The organism is Streptococcus sp. 2579, from assembly GCF_013277195.1.
GTDB lineage: Bacteria > Bacillota > Bacilli > Lactobacillales > Streptococcaceae > Streptococcus.
Window position 1 is genome coordinate 1 of record NZ_VMMM01000012.1, and the last position, 20,763, is coordinate 20,763.

At 40.8% G+C, this 20,763-nt stretch carries 22 protein-coding genes and 1 tRNA gene; 22 read left to right on the forward strand and 1 reads right to left on the reverse strand.

The annotated features are described in order from the left end of the window. Positions 1-214: 214 nt before the first annotated feature. The 18 genes from codY to whiA all read left to right on the forward strand — a co-directional run bounded on the left by codY (position 215) and on the right by whiA (position 15,152). Positions 215-1,003 carry a GTP-sensing pleiotropic transcriptional regulator CodY gene (gene codY, locus HT725_RS06645; RefSeq protein ID WP_061439548.1) on the forward strand — a complete coding sequence of 263 codons (789 nt, stop codon included), beginning with the start codon at positions 215-217 and terminating at the stop codon, positions 1,001-1,003. Then, the gene (locus HT725_RS06650) at positions 1,003-1,578 is read left to right on the forward strand and encodes an isochorismatase family cysteine hydrolase (protein ID WP_173218162.1); all 576 of its coding nucleotides are present in this window, start codon (positions 1,003-1,005) and stop codon (positions 1,576-1,578) included. Before codY ends, HT725_RS06650 begins: the two co-directional genes overlap by 1 nt. An 80-nt stretch (positions 1,579-1,658) precedes the next feature. Continuing rightward, positions 1,659-1,744 (forward strand) — tRNA-Leu (locus HT725_RS06655). Positions 1,745-2,025: 281 nt separating this feature from the next. Next, a complete protein-coding gene (ugpC, locus tag HT725_RS06660) occupies positions 2,026-3,156 on the forward strand; it encodes a sn-glycerol-3-phosphate ABC transporter ATP-binding protein UgpC (protein ID WP_000229957.1) in 1,131 nt (376 codons plus the stop codon). Between the two features lie 272 nt (positions 3,157-3,428). Further along, the gene (locus tag HT725_RS06665; protein ID WP_001049318.1) at positions 3,429-3,941 is read left to right on the forward strand and encodes an adenine phosphoribosyltransferase; all 513 of its coding nucleotides are present in this window, start codon (positions 3,429-3,431) and stop codon (positions 3,939-3,941) included. A 294-nt stretch (positions 3,942-4,235) separates the two neighbouring features. Further along, positions 4,236-5,180: a homoserine O-succinyltransferase gene (gene metA / locus HT725_RS06670; protein ID WP_173253266.1), complete on the forward strand. Its 945-nt coding sequence runs from the start codon at positions 4,236-4,238 to the stop codon at positions 5,178-5,180. An 8-nt stretch (positions 5,181-5,188) separates the two neighbouring features. Next, a complete protein-coding gene (locus HT725_RS06675; RefSeq protein ID WP_173253267.1) occupies positions 5,189-5,866 on the forward strand; it encodes a DnaD domain-containing protein in 678 nt (225 codons plus the stop codon). Positions 5,867-5,963: 97 nt separating this feature from the next. Continuing rightward, positions 5,964-6,722 (forward strand): triose-phosphate isomerase, encoded by a 759-nt coding sequence (tpiA, locus tag HT725_RS06680; RefSeq protein ID WP_000087893.1) that lies wholly within the window; start codon positions 5,964-5,966, stop codon positions 6,720-6,722. Positions 6,723-6,759: 37 nt separating this feature from the next. Continuing rightward, positions 6,760-8,250, forward strand: coding sequence for a choline binding-anchored murein hydrolase LytC (gene lytC / locus HT725_RS06685; RefSeq protein ID WP_173253268.1), 1,491 nt, complete (start codon positions 6,760-6,762; stop codon positions 8,248-8,250). A gap of 497 nt (positions 8,251-8,747) precedes the next feature. Next, positions 8,748-9,266 carry a Dps family protein gene (locus tag HT725_RS06690; protein ID WP_050107673.1) on the forward strand — a complete coding sequence of 173 codons (519 nt, stop codon included), beginning with the start codon at positions 8,748-8,750 and terminating at the stop codon, positions 9,264-9,266. A 129-nt stretch (positions 9,267-9,395) separates the two neighbouring features. Continuing rightward, positions 9,396-9,902 (forward strand): dihydrofolate reductase, encoded by a 507-nt coding sequence (locus tag HT725_RS06695; RefSeq protein ID WP_173253269.1) that lies wholly within the window; start codon positions 9,396-9,398, stop codon positions 9,900-9,902. Beyond that, entirely contained in the window at positions 9,902-10,072 is a 171-nt protein-coding gene (locus tag HT725_RS06700; protein WP_000442277.1) for a hypothetical protein, read from the forward strand. Before HT725_RS06695 ends, HT725_RS06700 begins: the two co-directional genes overlap by 1 nt. 36 nt (positions 10,073-10,108) lie before the next feature. Next, a complete protein-coding gene (clpX, locus tag HT725_RS06705; RefSeq protein WP_025170719.1) occupies positions 10,109-11,341 on the forward strand; it encodes an ATP-dependent Clp protease ATP-binding subunit ClpX in 1,233 nt (410 codons plus the stop codon). Between the two features lie 8 nt (positions 11,342-11,349). Beyond that, positions 11,350-11,937 (forward strand): ribosome biogenesis GTP-binding protein YihA/YsxC, encoded by a 588-nt coding sequence (yihA, locus tag HT725_RS06710; protein WP_000422605.1) that lies wholly within the window; start codon positions 11,350-11,352, stop codon positions 11,935-11,937. 10 nt (positions 11,938-11,947) lie between these two features. Further along, complete coding sequence (locus HT725_RS06715; RefSeq protein WP_001140420.1) at positions 11,948-12,328, forward strand: RidA family protein; 381 nt, start codon at positions 11,948-11,950, stop codon at positions 12,326-12,328. Positions 12,329-12,379: 51 nt separating this feature from the next. Beyond that, complete coding sequence (gene rapZ / locus HT725_RS06720; RefSeq protein WP_173253270.1) at positions 12,380-13,270, forward strand: RNase adapter RapZ; 891 nt, start codon at positions 12,380-12,382, stop codon at positions 13,268-13,270. After that, the gene (locus HT725_RS06725; RefSeq protein WP_001231075.1) at positions 13,267-14,244 is read left to right on the forward strand and encodes a YvcK family protein; all 978 of its coding nucleotides are present in this window, start codon (positions 13,267-13,269) and stop codon (positions 14,242-14,244) included. The genes rapZ and HT725_RS06725 overlap by 4 nt, the downstream gene beginning before the upstream one ends. Beyond that, entirely contained in the window at positions 14,241-15,152 is a 912-nt protein-coding gene (gene whiA, locus HT725_RS06730; RefSeq protein WP_049521492.1) for a DNA-binding protein WhiA, read from the forward strand. The genes HT725_RS06725 and whiA overlap by 4 nt, the downstream gene beginning before the upstream one ends. A 1,058-nt stretch (positions 15,153-16,210) precedes the next feature. Here whiA and HT725_RS06735 read toward each other — a convergent pair. Next, on the reverse strand, positions 16,211-17,179 hold the full coding sequence (locus HT725_RS06735; protein WP_173253271.1) for an NAD(P)/FAD-dependent oxidoreductase: 969 nt from the start codon (positions 17,177-17,179) through the stop codon (positions 16,211-16,213). Positions 17,180-17,314: 135 nt separating this feature from the next. On the opposite strand from HT725_RS06735, the gene cdaA reads away from it, so the two are divergent. The 4 genes from cdaA (at position 17,315) to HT725_RS06755 (ending at position 20,763) form a co-directional block, all read left to right on the forward strand. Next, the gene (cdaA, locus tag HT725_RS06740) at positions 17,315-18,172 is read left to right on the forward strand and encodes a diadenylate cyclase CdaA (RefSeq protein WP_050089436.1); all 858 of its coding nucleotides are present in this window, start codon (positions 17,315-17,317) and stop codon (positions 18,170-18,172) included. Further along, on the forward strand, positions 18,159-18,938 hold the full coding sequence (locus tag HT725_RS06745; RefSeq protein WP_173253272.1) for a CdaR family protein: 780 nt from the start codon (positions 18,159-18,161) through the stop codon (positions 18,936-18,938). Before cdaA ends, HT725_RS06745 begins: the two co-directional genes overlap by 14 nt. A 24-nt stretch (positions 18,939-18,962) precedes the next feature. Then, a complete protein-coding gene (gene glmM / locus HT725_RS06750; protein WP_173253273.1) occupies positions 18,963-20,315 on the forward strand; it encodes a phosphoglucosamine mutase in 1,353 nt (450 codons plus the stop codon). A gap of 73 nt (positions 20,316-20,388) precedes the next feature. Continuing rightward, positions 20,389-20,763, forward strand: coding sequence for a DUF1149 family protein (locus tag HT725_RS06755; protein ID WP_001050087.1), 375 nt, complete (start codon positions 20,389-20,391; stop codon positions 20,761-20,763).

Genomic DNA, 20,763 nt, shown 5'->3' on the forward strand with positions numbered 1-20,763 from the left:
CTTTAATTTTCATTGAGTATAAATAAAATCATTGTATTATCTTTTTATAATGTTATAATACACAAAAATAGGCAGTTTGTCAATAGAAAAGGAACAATTTAATTAAAAATATTCTGGTTTTTAAAAATTGCAAGTCAATAAGGAATTTTCAGATAATGATTGAAAAAGAGACGTTTTTATGTTATAATGATAGCGATTAAATTCGAGGTGAAAAATGGCACATTTATTAGAAAAAACAAGAAAGATTACATCAATTTTGAAGCGCTCAGAGGAGCAGTTGCAGGATGAGCTTCCTTACAACGCTATTACGCGTCAGTTAGCGGATATTATTCATTGCAATGCCTGCATTATCAATAGTAAGGGACGTCTGCTTGGCTATTTTATGCGTTATAAAACAAATACAGATCGCGTAGAGCAATTCTTCCAAACTAAGATATTCCCAGATGACTACGTTCAAGGGGCTAATATGATTTACGAAACAGAATCAAACTTGCCTGTTGAGCATGATATGAGTATTTTCCCTGTTGAGAGTAGAGATGATTTTCCAGATGGCTTGACGACTATTGCACCGATTCATGTATCGGGGATTCGCCTTGGTTCTTTGATTATTTGGCGCAATGATAAAAAATTCGAAGATGAAGATTTGATTTTGGTTGAGATTGCCAGTACCGTGGTTGGGATTCAGCTTCTTAACTTCCAGCGTGAAGAAGATGAGAAAAATATCCGTCGCCGTACTGCTGTCACCATGGCGGTTAATACCCTTTCTTACTCCGAACTCCGTGCTGTTTCAGCAATTTTAGGGGAATTAAATGGAAATGAAGGGCAGTTGACTGCGTCTGTGATTGCAGACCGTATCGGAATTACCCGTTCTGTGATTGTCAATGCCCTTCGTAAACTTGAGTCTGCAGGGATTATTGAAAGTCGCTCACTTGGAATGAAGGGAACCTATCTTAAGGTCTTGATTTCAGATATTTTTGAAGAAGTGAAGAAAAGAGATTACTAATGACTAAAGCTTTAATTTCGATTGATTATACAGAAGATTTTGTTGCTGATAGTGGGAAGCTGACAGCAGGCGCTCCAGCCCAGGCTATTTCGGATGCCATTAGCAAGGTGACTCGATTAGCTTTTGAAAGAGGAGATTACATCTTCTTTACCATCGATGCTCATGAAGAAAACGATTGTTTCCATCCAGAAAGCAAGCTATTCCCTCCTCATAATCTGATTGGGACGAGCGGACGGAATTTATACGGAGATTTGGGGACCTTTTATCAAGAGCATGGTTCAGACAGTCGTGTCTTTTGGATGGATAAACGCCATTACTCAGCTTTTTCAGGGACTGACCTGGATATTCGTTTGAGAGAGCGTAGAGTGTCTACCGTTATCTTAACAGGTGTCTTGACGGATATCTGTGTCCTACATACAGCTATAGATGCCTATAATCTAGGATATGACATCGAGATTGTTCAACCAGCTGTTGCTTCCATCTGGCCTGAAAATCATCAATTTGCCCTAGGCCATTTCAAAAATACACTTGGAGCTAAGTTAGTAGATGAAAATCTAAATGAAATTTTAGAGTAATTTGGTTGATGAAATGAAAAAAATTGAAAAAAAGTGTTGACAAGCATCCCAAAAGTTGATATACTAGTAAAGTAATCGACGCGGGGATGGCGGAATTGGCAGACGCGCAGGACTAAGGATCCTGTGACCGCTTTAGGTCGTGAGGGTTCAAGTCCCTCTCTCCGCATAGGATAAGAGTTAGCTTAGGCTAGCTCTTTTGTATTTCTCTAAAAAATTAGAATCCAGTCAAATGTAGTGGAGAATCAGCGAAAATATGGGAAAGCTGATTCTTGTTTCTGCTTTTGTATAGAAGAATAATAAAGATTATCTTCTTCAAATTCTCCGATATTCTCTAAAGTTTTGTGCAAGTTGCACAGAACTTTTTAATTTTTTTGGTCACCTTGCCATAGAAATATAAAGCGTTTTCATCTATAATATAATTATCAAAAGACAAAAGGAGTTCACCTCATGGTAGAATTAAATCTTAAAAATATTTACAAAAAATATCCAAATAGCGAACACTATTCAGTTGAAGATTTCAACTTGAACATCAAAGATAAAGAATTTATCGTTTTCGTAGGTCCTTCAGGATGTGGTAAATCAACTACACTCCGTATGATTGCTGGTCTTGAAGACATCACAGAAGGTACTGCATCTATCGATGGCGTGGTTGTCAACGACGTAGCTCCAAAAGACCGCGACATCGCTATGGTATTCCAAAACTACGCTCTTTACCCACACATGACTGTTTATGACAACATGGCTTTCGGTTTGAAATTGCGTAAATACAGCAAAGAAGACATCGACAAACGTGTGCAAGAAGCAGCTGAAATTCTTGGATTGAAAGAATTTTTGGAACGTAAACCAGCTGACCTTTCAGGTGGTCAACGTCAACGTGTTGCCATGGGGCGTGCTATCGTCCGTGATGCAAAAGTATTCTTGATGGACGAACCTTTGTCAAACTTGGATGCTAAACTTCGTGTATCAATGCGTGCTGAAATTGCGAAAATCCACCGTCGTATCGGAGCTACAACTATCTACGTAACTCACGACCAAACAGAAGCGATGACACTTGCAGACCGTATCGTTATCATGTCAGCAACTAAGAACCCTGCTGGTACAGGTACTATCGGACGTGTAGAACAAATCGGTACTCCTCAAGAAGTTTACAAAAACCCGGTTAACAAATTCGTAGCAGGATTTATCGGAAGTCCAGCTATGAACTTCATCAATGTGAAATTGGTTGGAAGTGAAATTATTTCTGATGGTTTCCGTTTGAAAGTTCCAGAAGGTGCTTTGAAAGTTCTTCGTGAAAAAGGCTACGAAGGTAAAGAATTGATCTTCGGTATTCGTCCAGAAGACGTGAATGCAGAACCTGCTTTCCTTGAAACATTCCCAGACTGTGTTGTAAAAGCGACTATCTCTGTATCAGAACTGCTTGGTTCAGAATCTCACCTTTACTGCCAAGTTGGTAAAGACGAATTTGTTGCTAAAGTTGATGCTCGTGACTACTTGCAGACAGGTGCAACAGTTGAGCTTGGATTTGACTTGAACAAAGCACACTTCTTTGATGTAGAAACTGAAAAAACAGTCTATTAAAATAAATAAAATTCAAAGCACTACAAGAAAAGATATCTCTTTATCAATTGTAGTGGAGAGATATCAGTTAATCTAGGGAGAGAAACAAAATGCTTCTCTCCTTTTTGTTAGGGAAGTCATATTAGGCATCTATCTTGTGATACTCCTTGAATAAAAATGGTCATCTTGTTTGGCTTATAGGGTGATTAGGAGATGAAATATTGTTTTCTCTTTCTTCTTTACTAGAAAATATGGTATAATAGGGAGTAAAAAACTTTGAAAGAAAGAAAAAGATGAATTTAAAAGATTACATTGCAACAATTGAAAATTATCCGAAGGAAGGGATTACTTTTCGTGATATCAGTCCTTTGATGGCTGATGGAAATGCTTATAGCTATGCTGTTCGTGAAATCGTTCAGTATGCTACTGACAAGAAAATCGACATGATCGTAGGGCCTGAGGCTCGTGGATTTATCGTGGGCTGTCCAGTTGCCTTTGAGTTGGGAATTGGTTTTGCTCCTGTTCGTAAGCCAGGAAAATTACCACGCGAAGTCATTTCTGCTGACTATGAAAAAGAGTACGGTGTTGATACCTTGACTATGCATGCTGATGCCATCAAGCCAGGTCAACGTGTTCTGATCGTAGATGACCTCTTGGCAACAGGTGGAACTGTTAAGGCAACTATCGAAATGATTGAAAAACTTGGTGGTGTTGTAGCGGGTTGTGCCTTCCTTGTTGAATTGGATGAATTGAACGGTCGTGAAAAAATCGGTGACTACGATTACAAAGTTTTGATGCATTATTAATGAAAAACAGTCCCTAGGGCTGTTTTCTCTACATTAGGATATAAAAATAGACTATAGCTAGTTAGAGAAAAACTATAATTGAAAACTATATCTTCTTGCAGTATAATAAAAGGACTAGGTGTTTGAGATTTAGTTTCATACTCAATGAAAATCAAANNTTTGAGGTTGCAGATAAAACTGACGAAGTCAGTAACCATATCTACGGCAAGGCAATGTTGACGCAGTTTGAAGAGATTTTCGAAGAGTTTCAAACATATGCAATGATTCCTGAAAGAATACAGTTAGGAGAGGGTTATGCCGATTCGAATTGATAAAAAATTACCAGCTGTTGAGATTTTGCGGACAGAGAATATCTTTGTCATGGATGATCAACGTGCTGCCCACCAAGATATCCGTCCTTTGAAGATTTTAATATTAAATCTTATGCCACAAAAAATGGTCACAGAAACCCAGTTGTTGCGCCATTTGGCCAATACACCTCTACAACTGGATATTGATTTTCTCTATATGGAGAGCCATCGTTCTAAAACAACTCGTTCAGAGCACATGGAGACCTTTTATAAAACTTTTCCTGAAGTCAAGGATGAGTATTTTGATGGAATGATTATCACGGGTGCTCCAGTTGAGCATTTACCATTTGAGGAAGTGGACTATTGGGAGGAATTTAGCCAGGTGCTTGAGTGGTCCAAGACCCATGTCTATTCGACCCTTCATATCTGTTGGGGGGCTCAGGCTGGGCTTTATCTGCGCTATGGTGTAGAAAAATACCAGATGGACAGTAAGCTATCAGGTATTTATCCTCAGGATACTTTAAAAGAAGGGCACCTTCTCTTTAGAGGTTTTGATGATAGCTATGTATCCCCTCATTCTCGACATACGGAGATTTCTAAGGAAGAGATTCTGAATAAGACCAATCTCGAGATTTTATCAGAGGGATCTCAGGTTGGGGTTTCGATTTTGGCTAGTCGGGATTTGCGTGAAATTTATAGTTTTGGGCATTTGGAATATGACCGTGATACCTTGGCAAAAGAGTATTTTAGGGATCGTGATGCAGGTTTAGACCCACATATTCCAGAAAATTACTTTAAGGATGATGATGTCAATCAGACACCTTGTCTTTGTTGGTCTTCATCAGCAGCCCTCTTTTTCAGTAACTGGGTGAATTATGCGGTCTATCAGGAGACGCCTTTTGACTGGAGAAAAATAGAAGATGATGCATCTGCATTTGGGTATTTATAAGAGGAATTATGACATATTTAGACGCTTTTAAATCAGGGAACTTGGTTTTACCAAGTGCCCTGCTCTTGCATTTTAAGGAACTATTTCCTTCCAGCGACGATTTTCTGGTCTGGCAATTTTTCTATTTGCAAAATACGACAGGTTTGGATGAAATGTCGCCAAGCCAGATTGCTGAAAGGATTGGCAAGGAAATTTCGGATGTCAATCAGGCTATTTCCAATCTGACGGAGAGGGGACTACTTCAGTATCGAACGATCGAATTGAATGGCGAAATTGAATTGCTTTTTGATGCTAGTTTGGCTTTGGAACGTTTGGATAATTTGCTTGGAGCCGCTCATTCGAGTTCAGACCAGTTGACATCTCAAAATCAGCTCAAAGATTTGGTGGAAACCTTCCAGCAGGAATTAGGACGCTTGTTGACACCTTTTGAGATTGAAGATTTGACCAAGACACTAAAGGAAGATGGAACCAGTGCTGACTTGATTAAGGAAGCTCTTCGTGAAGCTGTTTTGAATGGAAAAGCAAACTGGAAGTACATTCAGGCGATTTTGAGAAACTGGCGCCATGAAGGTATCAAAAGTGTGGCTCAAATCGAGGCTAAGCGGGCAGAAAGAGAAGCAAGCAATCCTCAGTTGACACAGGTATCAGCAGATTTCAGAAATGCTATGGATCTCTGGAAGGACTAATCCATGTAAGCAGGCTTGAAATCCGAGTAAGATTTGCAAGCTGTGTTTAATTGTGATAAAATAAATAGAAAATAAATTGAAAAAAGAGGTATGTGAAATGTCACGTAAACCATTTATCGCTGGTAACTGGAAAATGAACAAAAATCCAGAAGAAGCTAAAGCATTCGTTGAAGCAGTTGCATCAAAACTTCCTTCATCAGATCTTGTTGAAGCAGGTATCGCAGCTCCGGCTCTTGATTTGACAACTGTTCTTGCTGCTGCTAAAGGTTCAAACCTTAAAGTTGCTGCTCAAAACTGCTACTTTGAAAATGCAGGTGCTTTCACTGGTGAAACTAGCCCACAAGTTTTGAAAGAAATCGGTACTGACTACGTTGTTATCGGTCACTCAGAACGCCGTGACTACTTCCATGAAACTGACGAAGATATCAACAAAAAAGCAAAAGCAATCTTTGCAAACGGTATGCTTCCAATCATCTGTTGTGGTGAGTCACTTGAAACTTACGAAGCTGGTAAAGCTGCTGAATTTGTAGGTGCTCAAGTATCTGCTGCATTGGCTGGATTGACTGCTGAACAAGTTGCAGCATCAGTTATCGCTTATGAGCCAATCTGGGCTATCGGTACTGGTAAATCAGCTTCACAAGACGACGCACAAAAAATGTGTAAAGTTGTTCGTGACGTTGTAGCTGCTGACTTCGGTCAAGAAGTTGCGGACAAAGTTCGTGTTCAATACGGTGGTTCTGTTAAACCTGAAAACGTTGCTTCATACATGGCTTGCCCAGACGTTGACGGTGCCCTTGTTGGTGGTGCGTCACTTGAAGCTGAAAGCTTCTTGGCATTGCTTGACTTTGTAAAATAATCAGTAAGTAGCAAAAGCTAGGTGGAACAGCATTCAGATGTCTGTTCCATTTTTTATAGGAGAGGAAAGATTGAAAACAAAAATTGTATGTATAGGGCTAGCAAGTCTTTGCTTACTTGGCGCAAGAGTTTCAGGAATTGCGGCAGATGAAACAAGTGGAAGCACAGTTTCAGAAAAATCTAGTCTATCAACAGGGACTTCATCAACTAGTAGCAATGAACAGAGAAACAGTGTCTCTGCCCACTGGGATGGAGATTATTATGTAAAGGCTGATGGTTCTAAAGCTCAAAGTGAATGGATTTTTGACAACTACTATAAGGCTTGGTTTTATATTAATTCAGATGGTCGTTACGCGCAGAATGAATGGCATGGAAATTACTACCTGAAATCAGGTGGGTATATGGCCCAAAACGAGTGGATCTATGACAGTAATTACAAGAGTTGGTTTTATCTCAAGTCAGATGGGGCTTATGCTCATCAAGAATGGCAATTGATTGGAAATAAGTGGTATTACTTCAAGAAGTGGGGTTACATGGCTAAAAGCCAATGGCAAGGAAGTTATTTCTTGAATGGTCAAGGTGCCATGATGCAAAATGAATGGCTTTATGATCCGGCTTATTCTGCTTATTTTTATCTAAAATCCGATGGAACTTATGCCAACCAAGAGTGGCAAAAAGTGGGCGGCAAATGGTACTATTTCAAGAAGTGGGGCTATATGGCGCGGAATGAGTGGCAAGGCAACTACTATTTGACTGGAAGTGGTGCCATGGCGACTGATGAAGTGATTATGGATGGTGCTCGCTATATCTTTGCGGCTTCTGGTGAGCTCAAAGAAAAGAAAGATTTGAATGTCGGCTGGGTTCACAGAGATGGTAAACGCTATTTCTTTAATAATAGAGAAGAGCAAGTGGGAACCGAACATGCTAAGAAAGTTATTGATATTAGTGAGCACAATGGTCGTATCAATGATTGGAAAAAGGTTATTGATGAGAACGAGGTGGATGGTGTCATTGTTCGTCTAGGTTATAGCGGTAAAGAAGACAAGGAATTGGCGCATAACATTAAGGAGTTAAACCGTCTGGGAATTCCTTATGGCGTCTATCTCTATACCTATGCTGAAAATGAGACCGATGCTGAGAATGACGCTGAACAGACCATTGAACTTCTGAAGAAATACAATATGAACTTGTCTTACCCTATCTACTATGATGTTGAGAACTGGGAGTATGTGAATAAAAGTAAGCGTGCTCCGAGTGATACAGGTACTTGGGTTAAGATTATTAACAAGTACATGGAGACGATGAAGCAGGCGGGTTATCAAAATGTGTATGTCTATAGCTATCGTAGTTTATTACAGACACGTTTAAAACACCCAGATATTTTAAAACATGTAAACTGGGTAGCGGCCTATACCAATGCTTTAGAATGGGAAAACCCTCATTATTCAGGAGAAAAAGGTTGGCAATATACCTCTTCTGAATACATGAAAGGAATCCAAGGGCGTGTGGATGTCAGCGTTTGGTATTAAGCTCTGATTAGAAAGAGGGATGTGAGAGTAGCACCCTCTTTTCTTTGTTTTATGATAGTTTATCCTCGAGTAAATTCAAGAACTTGCTAGGAAATGAATCTTATATAGTAGATTGAATATAGACCAGGACATTGCGGTTGCTAAAACATTTTTAGAAATTCATTTGTCTTTCCTAATCGACTTGGCTCCCTCTTATTTCAATCTATTATAGTCTTGGGGAATTTCTTCAAACCACGTCAGCGTGGTCAGTTCTACCTGCGACCTCAAAACTTGTACTTTGGTTAAGCTGGGTTTAGTTTCCTAGTTTGCTGATGGATTTCCATTGACTATAAGCATCCAGACCTCTTTTTCGTCTTCTAAAGAATTCTTAAATTATCAGTCTATTGCAACTTTTCTCATGTGGGTCATTTGGCTTGCTATTGTCTTTCCTTAGTAGTATACTAAGGTAGTAATCATTAAGAAGTGGTTACAAAAAATAATGAACGAGGTAAAATAAAATGGTAGAATTGAAAAAAGAAGCAGCAAAAGATGTCGCAACATTAACAAAAGCAGCGCCAGTAGCATTGGCAAAAACAAAGGAAGTTTTGAATCAAGCTGTTGCAGATTTGTATGTAGCGCATATTGCTCTTCATCAAGTGCACTGGTACATGCGTGGACGCGGTTTTATGGTATGGCATCCAAAAATGGATGAGTACATGGATGCTCTTGATGGTCATTTAGATGAAATCAGCGAACGCTTGATCACACTTGGTGGAAGCCCATTCTCTACTTTGACAGAGTTCCTTCAAAACAGTGAAATCGAAGAAGAAGCTGGTGAATACCGTAATGTTGAAGAAAGCTTGGAACGTGTTCTAGATATTTATCGCTACCTCATCACTCTTTTCCAAAAAGCGTTGGATGTGACTGACGAAGAAGGCGATGATGTTACAAACGATATTTTTGTTGGTGCTAAGGCTGAACTTGAGAAAACAGTTTGGATGCTTGCCGCAGAACTTGGACAAGCACCTGGTTTGTAAGAAACAAGGAAACATAGATAAATCTGTAGGAAATTTCTTACAGATTTTTTCTATTTTGTAAGCTATTCCAAACCAGTCTTTTTTTGAGTTTTTTGATAAAATAGTACTATCAGTGAAAAGGATGGAAGCATGACTAAGAAAATCGTAGCTATTTGGGCCCAGGATGAAGAGGGTGTGATTGGTAAGGACAATCGTCTGCCTTGGCATTTGCCAGCAGAACTGCAACACTTCAAAGAAACAACTCTGAATCATGCTATCTTGATGGGACGGGTGACCTTTGATGGAATGGGGCGTCGCCTGCTTCCAAAACGGGAAACCCTGATTTTGACGCGTAATTCGGAAGAAAAGATAGATGGGGTTGCTACTTTTCAGGACGTCCAGTCTGTTCTGGACTGGTATCAGGCTCAAGAAAAGAATCTCTACATTCTCGGTGGGAAGCAGATTTTTCAGGCTTTTGAGTCCTATTTGGATGAAGTGATTGTGACTCACATTCATGCTCGGGTGGAGGGAGATACCTATTTTCCTGAGGAGTTTGACTTATCTCTTTTTGAGACAGTTTCAAGCAAATCCTATACCAAAGATGAGAAAAATCCTTATGATTTTACCATCCAATACCGCAAGAGAAAGGAAGTCTAATGGAACGGAGTTTATTTGGTTTATTCACGGCTTTTCTGTGTTTCATCTGCCTTCTGGCAGGAGCACAGGCTTTTCGTAAAAAGCGTTACGGGCTTTCTATCCTGCTCTGGTTAAATGCCTTTACCAATTTGGTCAATAGTGTCCATGCCTTTTACATGACCTTATTTTAGATAGAATGACAGTATAGAATAGAACGGAAGGAAATCATGCCTACAACTAGGAAAAATGATATGATGGTTTATTGCTCATTTTGTGGCAAAAGCCAAGAAGAAGTACAAAAAATAATCGCTGGCAACAATGCCTTTATCTGTAATGAATGTGTGGAGTTGGCCCAGGAAATCATTCGGGAAGAGTTGGCTGAGGAAGTCTTGGCAGACTTGTCAGAAGTTCCAAAACCAATCGAACTCCTCCATATCTTGAATCACTATGTAATCGGTCAAGATCGTGCCAAGCGTGCTTTGGCAGTGGCGGTTTACAACCACTACAAACGTATCAATTTCCACGATACGCGTGAAGAGTCGGAAGATGTGGATTTGCAGAAGTCAAATATCTTGATGATTGGCCCAACTGGTTCGGGGAAAACTTTCCTTGCTCAGACCTTGGCTAAGAGTTTGAATGTACCTTTTGCGATTGCAGATGCGACAGCTCTGACGGAGGCTGGTTATGTGGGTGAGGACGTGGAAAATATCCTCCTCAAACTCCTGCAGGCTGCTGACTTTAATATTGAACGTGCAGAGCGTGGGATTATCTACGTGGATGAAATTGACAAGATTGCCAAGAAGAGTGAGAACGTGTCTATCACACGTGATGTTTCTGGTGAAGGGGTGCAACAAGCCCTTCTCAAGATTATTGAGGGAACTGTTGCTAGCGTTCCGCCTCAAGGTGGACGCAAACATCCACAACAAGAGATGATTCAAGTGGATACCAAAAATATCCTCTTCATCGTGGGTGGTGCCTTTGATGGCATTGAAGAAATCGTCAAACAACGTCTTGGAGAAAAAGTCATCGGATTTGGTCAAAATAACAAGGCGATTGATGAAAACAGCTCATACATGCAAGAAATCATCGCAGAAGATATTCAAAAATTTGGTATTATCCCTGAGTTGATTGGACGCTTGCCAGTCTTTGCTGCTCTTGAACAGTTGACAGTAGATGATTTGGTTCGTATCTTGAAAGAGCCAAGAAATGCCTTGGTCAAACAGTACCAAACCTTGCTTTCTTATGATGATGTCGAGTTGGAATTTGACGATGAAGCCCTTCAGGAAATTGCCAATAAGGCTATCGAACGCAAGACAGGGGCGCGTGGTCTTCGCTCGATTATTGAAGAAACCATGCTAGATGTCATGTTTGAAGTACCGAGTCAGGAAAATGTGAAATTGGTCCGCATCACAAAAGAAGCTGTCGATGGAACGGATAAACCAATCCTAGAAACAGCCTAGAGGTGACTATGGAACTTAATACACATAATGCTGAAATCTTGCTCAGTGCGGCTAACAAGTCCCACTATCCGCAGGATGAACTACCAGAGATTGCCCTAGCAGGGCGTTCAAATGTTGGCAAGTCTAGCTTTATCAATACTATGCTGAATCGTAAGAATCTGGCTCGTACGTCAGGGAAACCTGGGAAAACCCAGCTTCTCAACTTTTTTAACATTGACGACAAGATGCGCTTTGTGGATGTGCCTGGTTATGGCTATGCCCGTGTTTCTAAAAAGGAACGTGAAAAGTGGGGGCGCATGATTGAGGAGTACCTAACGACTCGGGAAAATCTTCGTGCAGTTGTTAGTCTAGTTGACCTCCGTCATGACCCATCAGCAGATGATGTACAGATGTACGAATTTCTCAAATACTATGAGATTCCGGTTATCATTGTGGCGACCAAGGCGGACAAGATTCCTCGTGGTAAATGGAACAAGCATGAATCAGCAATAAAAAAGAAATTAAACTTTGACCCAAGTGACGACTTTATCCTCTTTTCATCTGTCAGTAAGGCAGGGATGGATGAGGCTTGGGATGCAATCTTAGAAAAATTGTGAGGAAAAGAAAATGGCAAAAACAATTCATACAGACAAAGCTCCAAAGGCTATCGGACCCTATGTTCAAGGAAAAATCGTTGGCAACCTTTTGTTTGCTAGTGGTCAAGTTCCCCTATCTCCTGAAACTGGGGAAATCGTAGGAGAGACTATCCAAGAACAGACAGAACAAGTCTTAAAAAACATCGGTGCTATTTTGGCAGAAGCAGGAACAGACTTTGACCATGTTGTCAAAACAACTTGTTTCTTGAGCGATATGAACGACTTTGTTCCTTTTAACGAGGTTTACCAAACGGCCTTTAAAGAGGAATTTCCAGCTCGTTCAGCAGTAGAGGTAGCTCGTCTTCCTCGTGATGTAAAAGTCGAAATTGAAGTCATCGCAGAGATTGGATAAGCTAGTTGAAGTTTGGTTCTGCCAAACTTCTTTTGATATAAGGAGAAAAAGATGACAAAGAAACAACTTCACTTGGTGATTGTGACAGGGATGAGTGGGGCAGGCAAAACTGTAGCCATTCAGTCCTTCGAAGATTTGGGTTATTTTACTATTGATAATATGCCTCCAGCTCTCTTGCCTAAGTTTTTGCAGTTGGTGGAAACAAAGGAAGACGACCATAAGTTGGCCTTGGTAGTAGATATGCGTAGCCGTTCTTTCTTCTCAGAGATTCAAGCTGTTTTGGATGAGTTGGAAAACAAGGAAGAACTGGACTTCAAAATTCTCTTTTTGGATGCAGCTGATAAGGAATTGGTCGCGCGTTACAAGGAAACCAGACGGAGTCACCCACTAGCAGCAGATGGACGGATTTTGGATGGAATCAAGCTGGAACGTGAGCTCTTGGCACCTTTGAAAAATATGAGTCAAAATGTGGTGGATACGACTGAACTCACTCCTCGTGAGCTGCGTAAAACCCTTGCAGAGCAGTTTTCAGATCAAGAACAAGCCCAGTCTTTCCGTATCGAAGTCATGTCTTTCGGCTTTAAATATGGAATCCCGATTGATGCAGATTTAGTCTTTGATGTGCGCTTTTTGCCAAATCCCTACTACCTACCAGAACTGAGAAACCAAACGGGTGTGGATGAACCAGTTTATGACTATGTCATGAATCATCCTGAGTCAGAAGACTTTTATCAACATTTATTGGCTTTGATTGAGCCGATTTTGCCAAGTTACCAAAAGGAAGGGAAGTCCGTTTTGACCATTGCTATGGGATGTACGGGTGGACAACACCGTAGTGTGGCCTTTGCTAAACGCTTGGCGCAGGACTTATCCAAGAAGTGGCCTGTCAATGAAGGACATCGTGACAAAGACCGAAGAAAGGAAACGGTAAACCGTTCATGAGAAAACCAAAGATAACGGTGATTGGTGGAGGGACTGGGATCCCCGTCATTCTAAAAAGTCTGCGGGAAAAAGATGTGGAAATCGCTGCTATCGTAACGGTGGCGGATGATGGTGGTTCATCAGGTGAACTCCGAAAAAATATGCAGCAATTGACACCGCCAGGTGATCTGCGTAATGTCCTTGTGGCCATGTCGGATATGCCTAAGTTTTATGAGAAAGTCTTTCAGTATCGCTTTTCCGAGGATGCCGGAGCCTTTGCTGGCCATCCATTGGGCAATCTCATTATTGCAGGTCTGTCAGAAATGCAGGGTTCGACCTATAATGCCATGCAGTTGCTGAGCAAATTTTTCCACACAACAGGGAAGATTTATCCTTCCAGTGACCATCCTTTGACTCTTCATGCGGTCTTTCAGGATGGGACAGAAGTGGCTGGAGAGAGTCATATTGCAGACCATCCAGGTATGATTGACCATGTCTATGTAACCAATACCCTCAACGATGATACGCCTCTGGCTAGCCGTCGAGTAGTGCAGACCATTCTTGAGAGTGATATGATTGTCCTTGGACCTGGTTCCCTCTTTACCTCTATTTTACCTAATATCGTGATTAAGGAAATTGGGCAGGCGCTTTTGGAAACCAAGGCAGAAATCGCCTATGTCTGCAATATCATGACCCAACGTGGGGAGACGGAACACTTTACAGATAGCGACCACGTGGAAGTCTTGCATCGCCACCTTGGCCGACCTTTTATCGATACGGTCTTGGTAAATATCGAAAAAGTGCCACAGGAATACATGAATTCCAATCGTTTTGATGAATATTTGGTGCAGGTGGAACATGATTTTGCTGGTCTTTGTAAGCAAGTTCCGCGTGTGATTTCATCCAACTTCCTTCGTCTGGAAAATGGGGGTGCCTTTCACGATGGAGATTTGATTGTGGATGAATTGATGCGGATTATACAGGTGAGAAAATGAGTTTCACAGTAGCAGTAAAAGAAGAAATTCTAGGTCAACACCATCTGAGCCGGCATGAATTATCTGCCATTATCAAGATGTCTGGTAGCATCGGTCTCTCGACTTCGGGCCTGACCTTGTCAGTTGTGACAGAAAATGCCAAACTGGCTCGTCACCTCTATGAATCCTTTCTCCATTTCTATGAAATCAAATCGGAAATTCGTCACCACCAACGGAGCAATCTTCGCAAGAATCGGGTCTATACCGTTTTTACAGATGAAAAGGTGCAGGACTTGTTGAGTGATTTGCACTTGGCAGACTCCTTTTTTGGTTTGGAAACAGGTATTGATGAGGAGATTTTATCAGACGAGGAAGCAGGCCGTGCCTATCTCTGTGGCGCTTTCTTGGCAAATGGAAGTATTCGTGACCCTGAGTCAGGGAAGTACCAGTTGGAAATCAGTTCTGTTTATCTGGACCACGCGCAAGGGATTGCCTCCCTTCTTCAGCAGTTTTTACTGGATGCCAAGGTGCTTGAGCGCAAGAAGGGGGCTGTGACCTATCTCCAGCGTGCCGAAGATATTATGGACTTCTTGATAGTCATCGGAGCCATGAAGGCGCGTGATGATTTTGAGCGGGTTAAGATTTTGCGAGAAACCCGTAATGACCTCAATCGTGCCAATAATGCCGAGACAGCTAATATCGCTCGGACAGTTTCTGCCAGCATGAAGACTATCAACAATATCAGTAAAATCAAAGATATCATGGGCTTAGAAAACCTGCCAGTGGATTTGCAGGAGGTAGCGCAATTGCGGATTCAGCATCCAGACTACTCTATCCAGCAGTTAGCAGATAGCCTCAGCACCCCTCTGACCAAAAGTGGTGTCAACCACAGACTCAGAAAGATAAACAAATTAGCCGATGAACTATAAAACCAGGCTCTTGTTTTGCGAGGTTCTTTTTTGAAATAAAAAGAGGTTGGGCAAAAAGCAATGTCATTAAGTTAAGAAATTTGGCTCTTTAAAATCAAAAACGCATAATATCAGGTATTGAAAACCGTGATACTATGCGTTTTATTGTGAGAAAATTTATTTCATTTTCTCCTGAAATTGAGTTTTTACCCAGTCTCTAATTAGTTATTTCCAAGTGCCCAGTTCGCTTCAAACGCTAACATTCGATATAGTAGAGGTTTCACCAGCTGGAACCCATTTGTTGGTGCCTAAGTATCTAACTTCTAGTTTACGAACATTTACTGTGTAAGATGCTTTTAGTCTAATATAACTATAAGTGTAGGGGAGTAGGATGTGGCAGATTCAGTGATTTAAACAAATACTCTTCGAAACTCTCCTTAAAGTATCTTAACTTCGCCTTATCTGAAGCATCAAAACTGTGCGTTGAACAACCTATAACTAGCCTCCTAGTCCAATCTTTGATTTTCACTGAGCATAAGTCCAAGTTCATGATCAAAAGATTATTTTTTCAATCCTTTGAAAGTTATAATGCAACCCGAAATAATACTGAGAGTTCCTACAGGTCTCCAATATAGTTGCCAAAAGAATAAATTTATTCTTTCTTTCAGTGTCGCATAGGGTTCGGCATAATAGGGGTTGATGTGAAATAATAAAAAACCAAAACATAAAACTATGATTCCAGTTAAGAATAAAATGTCCTTATTTACTTTCCTCATAAAACCTCCTTTTATTTTATTTAAAGCGCTTTCTATTATTAGTATACGTCAAAAAAAGAAAAAAACAAGTCTATTTATTTATTTTTTTATATGGTATAATAGAATAGTTGGAGAGTTTTTATATAGCTTTAAAAGGCTGATATGAATACTTTGTATAATCTAATGATTCTTCAAAAAATTTCTTATTCAAACAAGAGCAAAGAGAAGGTGGGCTGCATATCAGAAGTTAGATGTATTTCTGTCTAACTTTTGAGGTGTAGTTCATTTTAAAACCACGAATCGCATTTGACTCGTGGTTCTTTTTTATAAACTAGTAGAGTGTTTTGGTTGTACTTTTTGCTCTGGGTCAATGTAGTTGATGGCATTGTTGACAGCAGTTGGAGCTTCTCCAAGCCCTGTCGCAATCAAGTCTATCTTTCCGTCATAGTAGCAGCAGTCACCGATAGCATAGATACCTGCTTGGCTGGATTCCTGTTTGCTGTTGACGATAATCTTGTGTCGGTTGAGTTCCAAACCCCAGTTTTTAAGGTTGCCGACAGAAGATTTGAAACCATAGTTGACAAAGAGGTGGTCTAGGTCAATCGTTTCGGTTTCATCAGATTTGACTTTTGTGATTTCAAGTTTATCGAGTGTTTTTTTATCTCCAAGGAGTTGGCTAGGGACGAATGGTGTCTTGATGGTCACAGAAGATTCTTGCAAGGCTTCTACACTGTGTTCCAAGGCACGGAAATTATCTCTGCGGTGAACGAGGGTGGTTGGTGCGATTTTTTCAAAAGCCAAAGCCCAATCAACAGCCGAGTCTCCTCCACCAAGAATCGTCACTTTCTTACCAGCATATTGCTGGATGTTGGAAACGTGGTAGTGGATATTTTCATAGCCTTCAACGCCTTCTAGTTCCAGCGGACGTGGTTTGAAGGCACCGCCCCCCATAGCAATGATAACTGTTTTTGATAGGTGACTTCCTTTGGAAGTGGTAATGGCAAAGCCTTCTTCTTGTTTTTCAATCTCAAGAACCGTTTCATTGAGATGAGTAGGGGTATCAAAGCTGTTTAGCTGTTCAATCAAGCGATTAGTCAACTCTTCTCCAGTCAGATTTGGGAAGCCTGGTACGTCTAGGATTTCCTTTTCAGGGTAGAGAATAGCAGGTTGTCCACCTAGCTGGGGAAGAGAGTCGATGATTTGAACCTTGGCTTGGCGTAGGTGGGCATAAAAGGCTGCAAAAAGCCCGACAGGACCACCACCTACAATGGTAATATCATAGAGTTGAGACATAGTTTCTCCTTTGTTTTTTCTAGTCAGTTTATTGTATCATATTTTTGCTCAATGTAAAATGGACTAGGATAGGGAAAAAAATGCCAGAAAATGGTATAATAGGACGAAAGTGTTTTGATAGGGAGGATATCAGGGATGAATTTTCAACAATTATCCAATCTGCAATATTGGACTAGTTTGTTTGCAAGTCCATGGACGATAGCTATCAATCTGATTGATATTTTGATTGTTGCTTATATTTTATACCATTTTACAAAAGCTATTGCAGGAACCAAGATTATGATTTTGGTACGTGGAGTTTTGGTGTTTATTTTAGCTCAAATCCTTGCAAATATGATTGGCTTGACTACGATTTCTTGGTTGATCAATCAAATTATTACTTATGGGGTTATTGCGGCGGTTGTTATCTTCTCTCCAGAGATTCGGACTGGTTTGGAACGTTTGGGAAGAGCGACAGATTTCTTTTCCAATGCCCCTATTAGTGCTGAGGAACAGATGATTCGTGCCTTTGTTAAGTCTGTTGAATACATGAGTCCTCGTAAAATCGGGGCCTTGGTTGCTATTCAGCGTGTACGTACCTTGCAGGAGTATATTTCGACAGGAATTCCCTTAGATGCTAAGATTTCTGCAGAACTTCTCATTAACATTTTTATTCCCAACACTCCTCTGCATGATGGTGCGGTGATTATCAGAGAAGAACGTATCGCTGTGACGTCTGCCTATCTGCCCTTGACAGAAAGTACAGGTATTTCCAAGGAGTTTGGGACCAGACACCGGGCGGCTATCGGTTTATCAGAAGTCTCAGATGCCTTGACTTTTGTCGTATCAGAGGAAACGGGAGGAATTTCGATAACCTATAATGGAAGCTTTAAGCACAACCTAACACTTGATGAATTTGAAACAGAATTACGTGAAATCTTACTTCCAAAAGAGGAAGCAGGTCTTAGTTTTAAAGAACGATTGCTAGGAGGATGGAAACATGAGAAAAAATAGTTTATATATTATATCCTCACTCTTTTTTGCTTGTGTCTTATTTGTCTATGCTACGGCGACGAATTTTCAAAACAGTACCAGTGCTAGGCAGGTAAAAACGGAAACCTATACGAATACAGTAACAAATGTCCCTATTGACATACGCTATAATAGTGATGAGTATTTTATTAGTGGTTTTGCTTCAGAAGTATCAGTGGTCTTGACTGGTGCAAATCGCCTATCGCTAGCTAGTGAAATGCAAGAAAGCACACGTAAATTCAAGGTTACTGCTGACCTAACAGATGCCAGTGTTGGAACGATTGAAGTTCCTTTGAGCATTGAAGATTTACCCAATGGGCTGACCGCTGTGGCGACTCCGCAAAAAATTACAGTCAAGATTGGTAAGAAGGCTCAGAAGAATAAGGTAAAGGTTGTACCAGAGATTGACCCTAGTCAAATTGATAGTCGGGTACAGATTGAAAATGTCACGCTGTCAGATGAAGAAGTGTCGATTACGAGTGACCAAGAGACATTGGATAGAATTGATAAGATTATCGCTGTCTTGCCAACCAGCGAACGCATAACAGGTAATTACAGTGGTTCAGTACCTTTGCAGGCAATCGACCGCAATGGTGTTGTCTTACCGGCAGTTATCACTCCCTTTGATACAATAATGAAGGTGACTACAAAACCAGTAGCATCAAGTTCAAGCACATCAAATTCAAGCACAAGCAGTTCATCGGAGACATCTTCGTCAACGAAAGCAACTGGTTCAAAAACGAATTAAAAATAGAAAAAGGATTTTATAAAAATGGGTAAATATTTTGGGACTGATGGAGTCCGTGGAGAAGCTAATGTAGAACTTACTCCAGAATTAGCTTTTAAACTAGGACGTTTTGGAGGCTATGTTCTCAGTCAACATGAAACGGAAGCACCGAAAGTCTTTGTGGGACGTGACACACGTATTTCAGGGGAAATGCTAGAATCTGCCCTGGTAGCAGGTCTCCTTTCAGTTGGTATTCACGTATATAAATTAGGTGTTCTGGCAACACCAGCAGTAGCTTACTTGGTCAAAACAGAGGGAGCAAGCGCCGGTGTCATGATTTCTGCTAGCCACAACCCAGCCCTTGATAATGGAATCAAGTTCTTTGGTGGGGATGGTTTCAAACTAGATGACGAAAAAGAAGCAGAAATTGAAGCCTTGCTAGACGCTGCAGAAGACACTCTGCCACGTCCAAGTGCAGAAGGCTTGGGAACCTTGGTAGATTACCCAGAAGGCTTGCGTAAGTATGAAGGCTACCTTGTTTCAACTGGAACTCCTCTTGATGGAATGAAGGTTGCCTTGGATACAGCTAATGGAGCAGCGTCTACAAGTGCCCGTCAAATTTTCGCTGATCTCGGTGCTCAGTTGACGGTTATCGGAGAAACGCCAGATGGGCTTAACATCAACCTTAATGTTGGTTCTACGCACCCAGAAGCCCTTCAAGAAGTGGTCAAAGAAAGTGGGTCAGCTATCGGTTTAGCCTTTGACGGAGACAGTGACCGTTTGATTGCGGTTGATGAAAATGGCGAGATCGTTGATGGTGACAAAATCATGTACATTATCGGGAAATACCTTTCTGAAAAAGGACAATTGGCCCAAAATACAATTGTGACGACTGTGATGTCCAACCTTGGTTTCCACAAGGCCTTGGACCGTGAAGGTATTAACAAGGCAGTTACTGCAGTTGGCGACCGCTACGTTGTTGAAGAAATGAGAAAATCAGGCTACAACCTCGGTGGTGAACAGTCTGGTCACGTCATCTTGATGGATTACAATACAACAGGTGATGGTCAATTATCTGCTGTCCAATTGACAAAAATCATGAAGGAAACTGGTAAGAGCTTGTCAGAGTTGGCAGCAGAAGTAACCATCTATCCACAAAAATTAGTCAATATCCGAGTGGAAAATGTCATGAAGGAAAGGGCTATAGAAGTGCCAGCTATCAAGGCAATTATCGAGAAGATGGAAGCTGAAATGGCAGGGAATGGCCGTATCCTTGTTCGTCCAAGTGGAACAGAGCCTCTCTTGCGTGTTATGGCAGAAGCGCCTACAACAGAAGAAGTGGACTACTATGTTGATACTATCGCAGATGTAGTTCGATCTGAAATCGGGATTGACTAAATCCTAGAAAACTAGATGAAAATAAAAAATTATGGTACAATAGCTTATAATATTGTAGCCAAGGGAGAAAGACATGAATCTTAAACGTGAACAAGAATTTGTTAGTCAGTATCATTTTGATGCGCGTAATTTTGAATGGGAAAATGAAAATGGAGCTCCTGAAACTAAGGTGGATGTGAACTTCCAATTGCTCCAACATGATCAAGAAAATCAAGTGACTTCCTTGATTGTCATCTTGACCTTTATGATTGTATTTGATAAGTTTGTCATCAGTGGAACCATTTCACAGGTAAACCACATCGATGGCCGTATTGTTAATGAACCAAGTGAATTGAGCCAAGAAGAAGTGGAAACTTTGGCTCGTCCATGTTTGAATATGCTCAACCGTTTGACTTACGAAGTAACTGAAATTGCATTAGACTTACCAGGAATCAATTTGGAGTTCTAA